Origin of the sequence: Streptomyces sp. McG3 (genome assembly GCF_018619185.1) — a bacterium.
Taxonomy (GTDB): domain Bacteria; phylum Actinomycetota; class Actinomycetes; order Streptomycetales; family Streptomycetaceae; genus Streptomyces.
In genome coordinates, this window is sequence record NZ_JAAXYC010000205.1 from 1 (window position 1) to 14273 (window position 14273).

Below are 14273 nucleotides of genomic sequence, written 5' to 3' on the forward strand. Positions count from 1 at the left end.
GGGTACCCGTGGGGGAAAGCGGATTCTGTGCAGCCGGAAGCGACATGGCCGGTGGCTCCTTCGTCATCTCGAGGCGCCCTGACGGCGTCCCCGGATCCCTTCCATGGTGGCATCCCGCCCCGCCACTCGGGAAGTGGGCCCGCACGCGCGTCCGAACGGTGGCCGACGGGGATCCGGTGGGGAACCGGCGGGGAAACCTTTAACAATACGAGACGGTATCGTATCGAAATAGGGTTAGGATCGTCCCCATGTCCCTACCGTCCGGCGCTCCCGCCGCCGCGCCCCGTGTTCCCGAGGCGATCCACCGCCGCCGCTGGTGGATCCTCGCCGTCCTCATGTTCAGCCTGCTCATCGTGGTGCTGGACAACTCGATCCTGAACGTCGCGGTCAAGACGATCGCGAGCCCCGCCCCCACCGGCATCGGCGCCACCCAGAGCGAGCTGGAGTGGGCGATCAACTCCTACACGCTCGTCTTCGCCGGGCTGCTGTTCACCGCGGGCCTGCTCGGCGACCGCATCGGCCGCAAGAAGGTCCTCCTCGCCGGCATCCTGGTCTTCGGCATCGGCTCCGCGCTGGCCGCCTTCTCCGCCTCGCCCGGTGAGCTCATCACCTGGCGCGCCCTGATGGGCTTCGGCGCGGCCTTCGTGATGCCCGCCACCCTCGCCGTCCTGATGAACGTCTTCGAGCGCGACGAGCAGCCCAAGGCCATAGGCATCTGGGCGGGCAGTGTCGGGCTGGGCATCGCCATCGGCCCGATCACCGGCGGACTGCTCCTGGAGCACTTCTGGTGGGGCTCGATCTTCCTGGTGAACGTCCCGGTGGTCGTGATCGCCCTCGTCGCCATGGCGATCCTGGTCCCCGACTCCCGTGACCCGAAGCCCGGCAGGGTCGACCCCGTGGGCGTCGCGCTGTCCGTCGTGGGCCTGGTCCTGCTGGTGTACGGGATCATCCGGGGCGGCGAACTGGCCGACTTCACCGACACCACCGTCCTCCTCGCCATCGGCGGCGGACTGCTGGTGCTGGCCGGATTCGTCTGGCACGAGAAGCGCAGCAGCCACCCGGCCATCGACATCACGTACTTCCGCAAGCCCGCGTTCTCCGCCGCCGTCGCCGCCATCGCGCTGGTCTTCTTCGCGCTCATGGGCGTGACCTTCTTCTCCGCCTTCTACCTCCAGAGCGTGCGCGGTTACACCGCCCTGGAATCGGGCCTGCTGATCGTTCCGCTCGCCGCCGCCCAGATGATCTTCGCGCCCCGGGCCCGGCTGGTCGTCGACCGCTTCGGCGCCCGCGCGGTCTGCACGGCCGGCATGCTGCTGGTTGCCGCCGGACTCGCGTCGTTCGCCCTGTTCGGCACGGGTACGCCGGTGTGGGTGATGTGCCTCGTCTTCTTCGTCCAGGGCACCGGGATGGCGCACATCATGCCCCCCGTCACCGTCGCCGTGATGCAGGCGCTGCCGCGCGAGAAGGCCGGTTCGGGATCCGCCATCAACAACACCTTCCGCCAGGTCGGCGGGGCGCTCGGGATCGCGGTGCTCGGCTCGGTGCTCTCCACCGTCTACCGGGGCGACATCGAGGGTCACCTCGGGGCCGTCCCGGCCGGGGTCAGGGACGTGGCGGGCGAGTCCATCGAGGCCACCCTCGGCGTCGCCGAGAAGCTCGGCCCGGTGGCCGGAAAGCCACTGGTCGCCGCCGCCAACGACGCGTTCATCAGCGCCATGCACGTGACCGCGCTGGGCTCGGCGGCCGTCGCCCTGATCGGCGCCGTCGTCGTCGGCCTGTTCCTGCCCGGCCGGACCCCGGCGGCGACCGGGGCCCCCGGGGCCACGGCAGCCCCGCCCGCGAAGGAGAAGCTGCACCGCTGACGCCCGGTGCCCCGGGGCGACCCCGTGGGCCGCGGCCGGACCGGTGAGAACCGGGGCAGGCGGGCCCCGTGGGCCGGGGCCGGCCCGGTGGGCCCGTCGCTCCGGGGCTTCCGGGTCGGCGAGAATCGGGGCGAGTACGTACCGGGGTGACAGCCGGGGACGTACGCGGGACAACAGCGCGGCGAGAGGCGGCTTCAGGTGCAAGGCCAGGACGGCGAGCGGGACCGGTGCGCGGCACGGGACGGGGGCGAGCCGCCGGCCGGGGCGGCGGATCCGGAGCCCCGCCGTGGACGGCCCCGCTCCGCCGCGGCGGAGCGGGCGATCCTGGACGCCGTCATCGCCCTCCTGGAGGCGGGCGAGCCACTGGCGGGCCTCTCCATCGAGCGCATCGCGCGCACCGCCGGCGTCGGCAAGGCCACCATCTACCGGCGCTGGAGCGGAAAGGAGGAGCTCTTCGTCGACGTCGTGCGCGACATGGAGCCCACCGACCCGCCCGTCTCCGGCACCGCCGGACTCGCCGACGTGCGCGTGATGCTGGAATCGATGCGCACCCGGGGCCTCGCCCAGCGTTCCTCGGTGCTCCTGGTCAACATCTTCGCCCAGATGAAGAGCCATCCGAAGCTGTGGGAGGAGTACTCCGGCACGGTGATCGCCCCCCGGCGGGTCGCGATGCTGGAGGCGGTGCGGCGCGCCGTCGCCGCCGGGGAACTCCGCGACGACCTCGACGTGGAGCTGATCGACGACCTGTTCGTCGGCCCCATGCTCGTCCGCACGGTGCACCGCCCCGACGCGCCGCTCCCCGAGGACCTCGTGGACCGCGTCATCGCCGCCCTGCTGGGAGGGCTCGCCCCCGTACGAGTGTGACCGTTCTGTCACAGGGGCCCCCTGTCCGGCCCCGTACCGGAACCCGGCGTCCCGCCTCCGTCGTCCTGCATTCCGTACGGGCACTCCGTACGGTCGTGGGGACGTCGGGCGGGTCTGTGGGCCGACGGCCGGAAAGACGCCGCTCATCGCCTAGGGTCGGGGGCGCGGCGATGTGCAGGGCAAGGCAGTGAGGACAGCGCGATGGTGCAGGCGTACGGAGCGGACACGGACCACGGCAGCGCGGGGCAGCCGGAGGCCGGCGGGTCCCGCTTCCGGGGCCTGTGGGACAGGCTGAGGTCCGACCGGGGTGTCTGGCGGCGCGGGATCGTGCTGGCCCTCTGCTCGGTGCTGCTGACCCTGCTGATGGTCGTCCACGCGCAGATCCCCAACCGGGTCGGCAACCTCGGCAGCCTCGTCGAGACGTTCCTGCCGTGGGTCGCGCTCTTCATCCCGGTGCTGCTGATCCTCGGCCTGCTGCGGCGCTCGGCGACCGCCGTGGTCGCGCTGCTGCTGCCCGCCGTGGTCTGGCTCAACGTCTTCGGGGGCCTGCTCACCGACAAGTCCGGCGGCGGCGGCGACCTCACCGTCGCCACCCACAACGTCAACGCGGGCAACCCCGACCCGGACGGCACCGTCCAGCAGGTCGCCGGTTCCGGGGCGGACGTCGTGGCCCTCCAGGAGCTCCCGGGCAGGCAGGTCTCCACGTACGAGAAGTCGCTGGCCGACCGCTACCCGTACCACTCCGTCCAGGGCACCGTGGGCCTGTGGAGCAAGTACCCGCTGGCCGACACCAAGCCCGTCGACATCAAGATGGGCTGGACCCGGGCGATGCGCTCCACGGTCGAGACCCCGCAGGGCGAGGTCGCGGTGTACGTGGCCCACCTGCCGTCCGTCCGGGTGAAGCTGCACGCCGGGTTCACCGCCAACCAGCGCGACGCCAGCGCCGACGCGCTGGGCGAGGCCATCGCGGACGAACGGGTGGAGCGCGTCGTCCTGCTCGGCGACCTGAACGGCACGATGAACGACCGCTCGCTGAACGCGGTCACCGCGCAGATGCGCTCCACCCAGGGCGCGGCGGGCGACGGCTTCGGGTTCAGCTGGCCGGCCTCGTTCCCGATGGCCCGGATCGACCAGATCATGGTCAAGGGCGTCGAGCCCCTGGCCTCCTGGACCCTCGCGGCGACCGACAGCGATCACCTCCCGATCGCGGCCCGCGTGGAGCTGTGACGTCTCCTGCGGGCCGGATGGGACGGGTGGGACGGGTGGCTCCGGTGGGACGGCCGCAATGAGCCGTTCACCTGCCGGTAGGCGCCCCGGCATAACCATCTGCGAGAATTTGTTCCGGTAACTTACATATGGCGTGAGCCGTTGTCCGGCACCCCGCGTGCCCCGGCAACGGCTTCCTGCTGTTCCCGGCTGCGCGCCCCAGGCCTCCCGCTTCCGCAGCCTCCCCGTTTCGATGAAAGGTCCCCTCCCCATGCCCCTGGCTCTCCTCGCCCTGGCCGTGAGCGCCTTCGGCATAGGCACGACGGAGTTCGTCATGATGGGGCTGCTGCCCAACGTGGCGGACGACCTGGGCACGTCCGTGCCCACCGCCGGATACCTCGTGTCGGCGTACGCGATCGGCGTCGTCCTGGGCGCCCCCCTGCTCACCGGCCTCGGCTCGCGGGTGCCGCGCAAGCGGATGCTCCTGCTCCTCATGGCACTGTTCACCGTCGGCAACCTGGCCTCCGCGCTCGCCCCGGACTTCGGCTGGCTGATCGCCGGTCGCTTCCTCGCGGGTCTCCCGCACGGCGCGTTCTTCGGCGTCGGCGCGGTCGTCGCCGCCCGGCTGGTCACCGAGGGCCGCCAGGCGCGGGCCGTCGCGACGATGTTCCTCGGCCTGACCGTCGCCAACATCGTCGGCGTCCCCGCGGCGACTCTGCTCGGCCAGCACCTCGGCTGGCGGGCCACCTTCCTCGTGGTCGCGGCGATCGGCCTCGCCGCGATGGCGGCCCTCACCCGTCTGGTGCCCCACATCCCCGTCGAGGCGCACCAGGACGTCCGCCGCGAACTGCGCGCCCTCGGCAACCGTCAGGTGATCCTCGGTCTGCTCACCGCCGTCTTCGGCTTCGCCGGGGTCTTCGCGGTGTACTCGTACCTCTCGGCCATGACCACGGAGGCGATGGGCTTCGGCGAATCCTCGGTCACCCTGGTCCTGGCCCTCTTCGGCATCGGGATGACCCTGGGCGCCCTGGCCGCGGGCCCCCTCACGGACCGGGCGCTGCGCCCGACCCTGTACGGATCGCTCGGCGCGCTCGCGGTGATCCTGGTGGTGTTCCCGTTCACGGTGCACGTCCAGTGGGCGGCGCTGGTGATGGTGGTGCTGCTGGGCGGAGTCGGCTTCATGACGACGACCCCGCTCCAGATGCTGGTGATGAACAAGGCGAAGGACGCCCCGACGCTGGCCTCCGCCTCCAACCACTCCGCGTTCAACCTGGCCAACGCGGGCGGCGCCTGGCTGGGCGGCGTGGCGATCGCGGCGGGCTGGGGCTGGACGTCACCGGCCCTGGTGGGCGCGGTGCTGGCGGTGATCGGCCTGGCCATAGCGGCGACGGCGGGCTACCTGGACCGGGACCCGTCGAAGGGGTCGCGGGTGGTCGCGGGGGCCTCCCCCCTCACCGAACCCCGCCCGGCACCTTCCACCCCGTCCGGCACGCATTCCAGCCCGTCCGGCGTTTGAGGACGGAACCGTCACGGCGGGCGGGCCCGCAGCCACATGGCCCGGGGCCGCAGGACCACTCCAGCCCGTCCGGCGCTTGAGGACGGAACGAAGCGCCGGACGGCCCCGGCAGCCACACGTGGCCGCCGCGCAACGCAGCTCGTCCGGCGCTGGAGGACAAAGGCGGCCACCGGACGCCCCCGGTAACCGCCCGCCCCGCTACGACGACTCGCGCCACCGGTTGGTGATCGGCAGCCGCCGGTCCTTCCCGAACCCCTTGGGCGAGATCTTCGTCCCCGGCGGATACTGCCGCCGCTTGTACTCGGCCGCGTCCACCATCCGCAGCGTCTTCGCCACCAGCTCCGCGTCGAACCCGGCCGCCACGATGGCGTCAAGACCCTGGTCCCGGTCGACGTACATCTCCAGGATCGCGTCCAGGACGTCGTAGTCCGGCAGCGAGTCCGTGTCGACCTGCCCCGGCCGCAGCTCCGCGCTCGGCGGCTTGGTGATCGAGGCCTCCGGGATCGGCGGGGTCTGCCCCCGCTCCTCGGCGGCCCGGTTCCGCCACTTCGCCAGCCGGAAGACCGACGACTTGTAGACGTCCTTGATCGGCCCGTACGCGCCGACCGCGTCCCCGTACAGCGTGGAGTAGCCCACCGCCAGCTCGGACTTGTTGCCCGGCGCCAGCACGATCTGCCCCTCCTGGTTGGACAGGGCCATCAGCATCGTGCCGCGCAGCCGCGCCTGGAGGTTCTCCTCGGCGAGCCCGGTGAGCTGGAGCGACTCCATGTACGCGTCGAACATCGGCTCGATCGGCACCGTACGGAAGTTGAGCCCGGTCCGGCGCGCCAGCTCGGCCGCGTCGCCCTTGGAGTGGTCCGAGGAGTACTTCGACGGCATCGAGACGCCGTACACGTGCTGAGCGCCGAGCGCGTCGCAGGCGATGGCCGCGCAGATCGCCGAGTCGATGCCGCCGGAGAGCCCGATCAGCACGCTGCTGAAACCGTTCTTCGCGGCGTACGCGCGCAGCCCCACGACCAGCGCGGAGTAGATCTCCTCCTCGTCGCCCAGCCGCTCCGCGTACCCGCCCGCCAACTCCGGCTCGTACGTGTCCACGGGCCGGTCGGACAGCACCACATGGTCGATGCGCAGCCCGTCGTCCACCACGCCCGAGGGCGCCGCGGCCTCGGCGGCGGGCAGCTCCAGATCGAGGATGACGCTGCCCTCGGAGAACTGCGGGGCGCGGGCGATGACCTCGCCCTCCTTGTCGACGACGATCGAGTCGCCGTCGAAGACCAGCTCGTCCTGGCCGCCGATCATCGCCAGATAGGCCGTCGTGCAGCCGGCCTCCTGAGCCCGCTTGCGGACCAGCTCCAGCCGGGTGTCGTCCTTGTCCCGCTCGTACGGCGAGGCGTTGATCGACAGCAGCAGCCCGGCCCCGGCGGACCGGGCGGCCGGGACGCGCCCGCCGTCCTGCCACAGGTCCTCGCAGATCGCGAGGGCCACGTCGATGCCCTGCACCCGGACGACGGGCATCGAGTCGCCCGGTACGAAGTACCGGAACTCGTCGAACACCCCGTAGTTCGGCAGGTGGTGCTTGGCGAAGTTGAGCGCGATCCCGCCGCGGTGCAGCACGGCGGCGGCGTTGCGCGGGGAGCCGGCGGGCTGCCCGTAGCGCGCCGCGGCGTGCTCGGAGCGGTCCAGGTAGCCGACGACGACCGGCAGTTCGCCGAAGCCCTCCGCGTCGAGCCGGGCGGCCAGCGCGCGGAGCGCCTGACGCGAGGCCTCGACGAAGGACGACCGCAGGGCCAGGTCCTCGACGGGGTATCCGGTCAGCACCATCTCGGGGAACGCCACCAGGTGGGCGCCCTGCTCGGCGGCGTGCCGGGTCCAGTGGACGATCGCCTCGGCGTTGCCGGCGAGGTCGCCGACGGTGGAGTCGATCTGATTCAGTGCGAGACGTAGTTGAGGCACGCCGCCCAGTGTAATCGTCTTTCTGACGCGATGTCCCGGCGGGCCGGGCAAAATCTGCCCGGCCCCACCGAAACCGCAGGTCGAAGCGGCTGTCCGCACCAACCCGCCAAGGACCGCAGGGTCAGCCGCGATACCCGATGACCGTCATCATCCCCGCCTCCGCGTGGTAGACGTTGTGGCAGTGGACCATCCACAGCCCCGGGTTGTCCGCGTCGAACTCCACGGTCAGCGACCGGTGCGGCAGCACGATCGCGGTGTCCTTACGGGCCCCTGCGGCGTTCCCGCCGAGCGCGAAGGTGTGCCCGTGCAGATGGAGGGGATGCCACATGGCCGTCCCGTTGTCGAAGACGACCCGCACCCGCTCGCCCGCCTCCACCGGCCGCCGGTGCTTCGCGCTGTACGGCTGCCCGTCGAAGGCCCAGTCGTACTTCGCCATCCCGCCGGTGAGCCGCATCCGGATCGTCCGGTCCGGCGCCCGGGCGTCCAGCGCCACCGACGGGTCCGGCGCCAGCCGCCCCGCCTCCACCAGCTTCCCGTCCAGCTCCTTCGGCCGTACGGAGGCGCCGGGCGCGGCCCCGCTCCCGGTCCGCAGCACGGCCAGCGCCGACGCCTCCTGCTTCCCGGACTTCTTCCCCTCGGCCAGCGCGGTCAGTGGGAAGACCCCGTCCCCGGCGGTGACGAGGACGTCGTACCGCTCGCCCATCCCCAGCAGCAGCGCGTCACCCGTGGTGTGCCGGACCGGGAACCCGTCGGTGTGCGTCACGGTCATCCGGTGCCCGCCGAGCGCGACCCGGAAGGCGGTGTCGCCACCGGCGTTGATGATCCGCAGCCGGATGCGGTCGCCGGGCCGCGCGGAGAAGGAGGACGGGTCCTGCGGCACTCGCCCGTTGACCAGGTAGTGCGGGTAGGCCACATCACCGGCGTCCCCGCCGAGCAGTTCGCTGGTGGCCCCCATCATCATCCGCGAGGGCCCGTCACCGCTCCCGTCCCCTTGGTCTCCCTCGTCCTCCTCGCCCGACATGGTGTGCGCGCCGTGGTCCATCCCGCCGCCCATGCCCCCGGACAGCTCCTTGAGGACGGCGTCCGGAGTGGACCCGCCCACCCCGTCGACCCAGTCGTCGAGGACGACCACCCACTCCTTGTCGTACGCCAACGGCTCCTTCGGGTCCTCGACGATCAGCGGCGCGTAGAGCCCCCGGTCCTGCTGGACGCCGGAGTGCGGGTGGAACCAGTACGTCCCCGGGTGCGGCACGGCGAACCGGTAGGCGAAGTCGGCCCCCGGTGCGATGTCCCGCTGGGTCAGCCCGGGGACCCCGTCCATGTCGTTGCGCAGGGCGAGGCCGTGCCAGTGCAGCGAGGTGGGCTCCGGCAGATGGTTGGCGAGGGTGAGGGCGAGTGTGTCGCCGGCCGTCACCCGCACCTCGCGCCCGGGCAGCCGGTCCCCGTACGCCCAGGAGGCGACGGTCCGCCCGCCGCCGAGGTCGAGCCGGGCACGGGTGGCGGTGAGGGAGACCTCGCGCACGGGGCCGGAGCCGCGCGCCGCCTCGGCCGCCTCGACTTCCTTGCCGCCGGGCGAGACGTACGTCCCGGAGTCCTGCGCTCCGCCGGGGGAGTGGCCTCCGTCGTGATCGCCGCCACCGTCGGAACAGGCGACGAGGGCTCCCGTGCCGGCGACGGCGAGAGCGGCGCCGAGCACGGCGCGTCGAGTGGGTTGCGTGGGCATGCCGAATACACCTCTGAAGAACTGAAGGGCTGTGGTGACGGGGAGAGAGGGCGGAGGTGAAACGCCCACTCCTAAATACGCAGCACCGAGACGCTGTCGAGCACCGATATCCGGGGCGGCGGAATCGGCCGCAGGGCCCGCAGCGGCCCCGCACCCACCGGCGTACCGAGAGGCCGCCCGTCGGCGCGCAGTCCGAGCAGCCAGGAACCGAGGAGAGCGAGGCCCCAGGCGCCGAGGACGGCGAGGCAGACGGAGAGCGGATCCATGCCGCTCATGGGCGCGCCGGAGCCGGGAGAGTCGTGCGGCTGCGGTTGCGGCTGAGCGTCGGCGACGCGCGAAGCCAGGGCTTGGGCCGGTTCCTGGGCCGGTCCTTGAACCGAGGTCAGGACCGGGTCCTGAACCGAGGTCCTGACCCGGTCCTGAGCCGGGGCCGGGACCGGAGCCGGGCCGGGGGCCTGGGCCAGGTGCTCGCCCAACGCGGGAGGTGAGGGCGTCGAACCGCTGTGCTCCGCCGGATGCCCGACCGTATGCATGGTGACGATGCCGAACAGCAGAGCGGCGAACAGCGTCAGCTGCCCGTACGTCACGCTCCTGCTCCGCGTCCTGCCCGCCATGCGGGCCACCCTACCCCTGGCGGGTATACGGCCCGGGGGCAGGGGCGGCCCGGCACCTTTTCATCACCGTTCCGTCACTCCGCCGGAGCGGGTGGGCGCCGGGCCGTCGTCGTACGGGCGCTCAGCTGCGGGAGTAGACCTTCTCCGCCCAGCCGGCGATCTGCTCCTCGGTGAGGTGCTGCGCGAGGTCGGCCTCACTGATCATGCCGACGAGCTTCTTGTTCTCGACGACGGGCAGCCGGCGGATGCGATGGGTCTGCATCTCCTCCAGGACCGCGTTCACATCGGCCTCCGCCTCGATCCAGCGGGGCGTGCCCTGCGCGAGATCGCCCGCCGTGACCTTCGCCGGGTCGTGGCCCTTGGCCACACAGCCGACGACGATGTCGCGGTCGGTGATGATGCCGACCATCCGGTCGGAGTCACCGTTGGCGGACACCGGAAGCGCGCCCACGTTGTGCTCGCGCATCAGCTGCGCCGCACGGTCGAGCGTCTCGTGGGCCGGGATCCAGCGGGCACCGCTGTGCATGATGTCTTTGGCGGTCGTCATGGGGGATTTCCTCCTGCGTGCCGATGGCACTGCCGTACGGCCCCGAGCGCAACCCATCGTCACCGGCCCGCCGGGGCCGCGCGACCGCAATCACCCGTTCGGGTGCGCCGACGCAAGGACAAAAGCTGACGCGCCCGTCGTCGGGGCCACGGCCCGGGCGCAGGGCGCAGGGGCCCCGGGCCGCAGCCCCGACGGACTCCAGGGCTCAGGGCTCCAGGGCTCAGGGCCCGGAACCTCGGCCCCCGGCTCAGGGCCGGGGCGCGGCACCCCGCTCGGCCAGCATGTCCCGCATCAGCCCCAGCTCGGACTGCTGGCCCTCGACCATGCCCCGGGCGAGCCGCTGTTCGGCCGGTACCGCGCACAGGGACGCACAGGCCTCGGCCATGTCGACGCCGCCCTTGTGGTGGTCCGTCATCAACTGGAGGAAGAACACCTCGGCCTCCTCCCCGTCGAGACGGCCGAGCCGCGCCAGCTCGGAGCGGCTCGCCATGCCGGGCATGAGCACTCCGTCCGCACCGGAGCCCGCCTCGGCACCGCCCGAGCCGTGCCCACCGTGCTCGTGCCCACCCGTACCGGCCGTCCACGCCATGGGCTGCTCCCCGCCCGGGGCGACCTTCGGCAACTCCCACAGGTCGAGCCAGCCCAGCAGCATGCCGCGCTGGTTGGCCTGGGTGTTGGCGATGTCGTAGGCGAGACGGCGTACGTCCTCGTCGTCCGTGCGGTCACGGACGACGAACGACATCTCGACGGCCTGCTGATGGTGGACGGCCATGTCCCGGGCGAACCCGGCGTCGGCGGACGAGGCCGCCGGAACACGAACCGGGGCGTCCCCCGCTGCCGGGCCGTCCCCGTCGCCCCGCGCGGAGGCGACGGTGGCCGCCCCCGCGAAGAGCAGGGCGAGGGCCACGGCGGCACCGGCCACCCGACGGACACGCCGGGTCCTCCGCCGCTCCACGAGGCCGGCAGGATCCTCGCCCCCGACGGTCGGCTCTCCGGCCGTCCTCTCCTCGGCTGCCCTCTCCCCGCCCGTCACCGCGGCACCGTCGCCAGCCCGCCGGTGCAGGGTGCGCCGGGCTCGGGGGTCTGCGCGCCCTGGACGTACCGGGCGAGGAACTGGTCCACCCGCTTGTCGTCGGCGGAGTCGACGGCGACCTGCTTGCCCCAGGCGCTGAGCATGATCGCGCCCTCCTGACCGGCGTACGGGCTCATCAGCGTGAACGGGGTCTTCTTGACGCGCTCGGCCAGCGCGGCGACATCGGCGTCGGCGGCCTTGCCGTTGTAGGTGACCCAGACCGCGCCGTGCTCCAGGGAGTGCACGGCGTTGACGTCCGGGAGGGCCTTTTCGTATACGTCGCCGTCGCAGTTCATCCAGGACTGGTTGTGGTCGCCGCCGACCGGAGGCTTCATCGGATAGTCCACCGAGCCCGCGACGTGCTCGCGGCCGAGCTTCGCCGCGTCCCAGGACTTCAGCCCCTCGATGGCCCCGCCCGTGGCGTTGCCGTGGGAGCCGCCGTGACCGCCCGGGTGCTTGCCGTCCTGGGCCGCCGAGGCGTCGTCGGACTTCTCGTTCGCCTCGGAGTTCTCCAGCAGCAGGTACGAGCCGAAGGCGACGAGACCGGCCACGACGGCAGCGCTCAGCCCTATGGCGATGGCCCGGTTGCGGGTGGTGCGGGCGCGCGGGTCGGGGGCCTGCGGCTGGGGGTACCGGGGGTCGAAGCTCATGTCGTCGAGTCCTTCTGCGAAGGGGCCGGGGGGAGGGCGGACGGTCCGTGAACCGATGCGCGCGGACGGGCGGAAAGCCGCGAGGGAAGCCGGGCGGAAAGCCGGCCACTGCTCGGCTGCCGCCCCCGTGCGCCACGGTCGCCGATCGTAGTGGGTGGCCGAGTGCTCTCTCTCACACCGTGTGCGTAATCTGGGGGAAATCCCGGGTCGCGATACTGAAGTGTCCCCCTACCCCGGGCGGTGGTGCACGGACCGTCTGAACTGCAAGGATGTGGCAATGGACAAGCAGCAGGAATTCGTCCTCAGGACCCTTGAGGAGCGCGACATCCGCTTCGTGCGGCTGTGGTTCACCGACGTCCTCGGGTTCCTCAAGTCCGTCGCCGTGGCCCCGGCCGAGCTGGAGCAGGCGTTCGACGAAGGCATCGGCTTCGACGGCTCGGCGATCGAGGGCTTCGCCCGGGTGTACGAATCGGACATGATCGCCAAGCCGGACCCGGGCACCTTCCAGATCCTGCCCTGGCGCGCGGAGGCCCCCGGCACCGCGCGGATGTTCTGCGACATCCTGATGCCGGACGGCTCCCCGTCCTTCGCGGACCCGCGCTACGTCCTCAAGCGCATCCTCGCCAAGACGTCCGACCTCGGCTTCACGTTCTACACCCACCCGGAGATCGAGTTCTTCCTGCTGAAGAACAAGCCGGTCGACGGCACCCGCCCGACCCCTGCCGACAGCTCGGGCTACTTCGACCACACGCCGCAGAACGTCGGCATGGACTTCCGCCGCCAGGCGATCACCATGCTCGAATCGATGGGCATCTCGGTCGAGTTCAGCCACCACGAGGGCGCCCCCGGCCAGCAGGAGATCGACCTGCGGTACGCGGACGCGCTCTCCACGGCGGACAACATCATGACGTTCCGTCTGGTGATGAAGCAGGTGGCGCTGGAGCAGGGCGTACAGGCCACGTTCATGCCGAAGCCGTTCTCGGAGTACCCGGGTTCGGGCATGCACACCCACCTCTCCCTCTTCGAGGGCGACCGCAACGCCTTCTACGAGTCGGGCGCGGAGTACCAGCTCTCCAAGGTCGGGCGCTCCTTCATCGCGGGCCTGCTGACGCACGCGGCGGAGATCTCGGCCGTCACCAACCAGTGGGTCAACTCCTACAAGCGCATCTGGGGCGGCTCGTCCCGCGCGGCCGGCGCGGGCGGCGAGGCCCCCTCGTACATCTGCTGGGGCCACAACAACCGCTCCGCCCTCATCCGCGTCCCGATGTACAAGCCCGGCAAGACCGGCTCGGCCCGCGTCGAGGTCCGCTCCATCGACTCCGGCGCCAACCCGTACCTCACCTACGCGGTCCTGCTCGCCGCAGGCCTCAAGGGCATCGAGGAGGGCTACGAACTCCCGGCCGGCGCCGACGACGACGTCTGGGCCCTCTCCGACGCCGAACGCCGCGCGATGGGCATCGAGCCGCTCCCGCAGAACCTGGGCGAAGCGATCTCGTTGATGGAGAAGAGCGAACTGGTCGCCGAGACACTGGGTGAGCACGTCTTCGACTTCTTCCTCCGCAACAAGAAGCAGGAGTGGGAGGAGTACCGCAGCGAGGTCACGGCCTTCGAGCTGAAGAACCTGCTGCCGGTGCTGTAGCCGCGGGCCGGCGGTTCGGAGAACGCACTGCGGGCGGGCCGCCTCGGTTGAACCGAGGCGACCCGCCCGCAGTCATGATCACCTCTGGGCCGTCCAGGGGCCGTGAGACCAGGACGGGCGGCCCACGTACAGGGAGGATGAGGGGGGCGGGGATCCACGGCTTGCGACCTAGTTCCCGAGGTGGCTCCCGGGTACCTTTGTGCCCGCCCCTTGACCGGGGACCTCGAAGGTTCTCTGACCGGTCGCTCCCCAAGCGGGCGTCGCCCCACCCGGCCCGGCTCGAACGGGCTGGTCCCCTCCACAACGGGCCGGTACTGGGGGAAGCAGCCACCGACCGACGCGGGCCACGGGAAGGCTAGCAGCGGATGTTCGGCAGCCATGATGGTGTAGCGCACCTCTACTTCCCGTCCGGACGGTTTCGCTGAACTCTGCGAGGATCTCGCGGTGTTCCTCGCGGATCACCACGCGGCGACAGTCGCCACTGGGTGAAGTCTGGCGTAGCCGTGACGCGGCCTCCGCGCCCGTGGGCCCGCACCCGCGCTGCGGAGGTACGGGCCCACGGGCAGGCAGGGTGCTACACCGGTGGTGTCCCCCGCGGTGATGGTGCGGGGGACACCACCGGTGTAG

11 protein-coding genes are annotated in these 14273 nt (G+C 71.8%); 5 read left to right on the forward strand and 6 right to left on the reverse strand.

The window, feature by feature from the left end; all coding sequences use genetic code 11:
- Window positions 1-248 precede the first annotated feature (248 nt).
- The 4 genes from HET64_RS26800 (at window position 249) to HET64_RS26815 (ending at window position 5448) form a co-directional block, all read left to right on the forward strand.
- Window positions 249-1862: an MFS transporter gene (locus HET64_RS26800; RefSeq protein ID WP_215109733.1), complete on the forward strand. Its 1614-nt coding sequence runs from the start codon at window positions 249-251 to the stop codon at window positions 1860-1862.
- 198 nt (window positions 1863-2060) lie between these two features.
- A complete protein-coding gene (locus HET64_RS26805; protein ID WP_215109734.1) occupies window positions 2061-2726 on the forward strand; it encodes a TetR/AcrR family transcriptional regulator in 666 nt (221 codons plus the stop codon).
- A 201-nt stretch (window positions 2727-2927) separates the two neighbouring features.
- On the forward strand, window positions 2928-3953 hold the full coding sequence (locus HET64_RS26810; RefSeq protein WP_215109735.1) for an endonuclease/exonuclease/phosphatase family protein: 1026 nt from the start codon (window positions 2928-2930) through the stop codon (window positions 3951-3953).
- A 250-nt stretch (window positions 3954-4203) separates the two neighbouring features.
- Window positions 4204-5448, forward strand: a complete 1245-nt coding sequence (locus tag HET64_RS26815; protein WP_215109736.1) for an MFS transporter — start codon at window positions 4204-4206, stop codon at window positions 5446-5448.
- Window positions 5449-5646: 198 nt separating this feature from the next.
- Here the strand turns inward: HET64_RS26815 and HET64_RS26820 are convergent, their stop codons facing one another.
- The 6 genes from HET64_RS26820 to HET64_RS26845 form a co-directional block, all read right to left on the reverse strand.
- Window positions 5647-7401 (reverse strand): NAD+ synthase, encoded by a 1755-nt coding sequence (locus HET64_RS26820; protein ID WP_215109737.1) that lies wholly within the window; start codon window positions 7399-7401, stop codon window positions 5647-5649.
- 121 nt (window positions 7402-7522) lie between these two features.
- Window positions 7523-9124: a multicopper oxidase family protein gene (locus tag HET64_RS26825; protein WP_215109738.1), complete on the reverse strand. Its 1602-nt coding sequence runs from the start codon at window positions 9122-9124 to the stop codon at window positions 7523-7525.
- A gap of 71 nt (window positions 9125-9195) precedes the next feature.
- Window positions 9196-9738 (reverse strand): hypothetical protein, encoded by a 543-nt coding sequence (locus tag HET64_RS26830; protein ID WP_215109739.1) that lies wholly within the window; start codon window positions 9736-9738, stop codon window positions 9196-9198.
- Window positions 9739-9859: 121 nt separating this feature from the next.
- Entirely contained in the window at window positions 9860-10285 is a 426-nt protein-coding gene (locus tag HET64_RS26835) for a CBS domain-containing protein (RefSeq protein WP_050357946.1), read from the reverse strand.
- 247 nt (window positions 10286-10532) lie between these two features.
- On the reverse strand, window positions 10533-11240 hold the full coding sequence (locus tag HET64_RS26840; protein ID WP_215109741.1) for a DUF305 domain-containing protein: 708 nt from the start codon (window positions 11238-11240) through the stop codon (window positions 10533-10535).
- Between the two features lie 74 nt (window positions 11241-11314).
- Window positions 11315-12007 carry a DUF3105 domain-containing protein gene (locus tag HET64_RS26845; protein WP_215109740.1) on the reverse strand — a complete coding sequence of 231 codons (693 nt, stop codon included), beginning with the start codon at window positions 12005-12007 and terminating at the stop codon, window positions 11315-11317.
- 277 nt (window positions 12008-12284) lie between these two features.
- On the opposite strand from HET64_RS26845, the gene glnA reads away from it, so the two are divergent.
- Window positions 12285-13646 carry a type I glutamate--ammonia ligase gene (glnA, locus tag HET64_RS26850; RefSeq protein WP_003969536.1) on the forward strand — a complete coding sequence of 454 codons (1362 nt, stop codon included), beginning with the start codon at window positions 12285-12287 and terminating at the stop codon, window positions 13644-13646.
- Window positions 13647-14273: the final 627 nt, after the last annotated feature.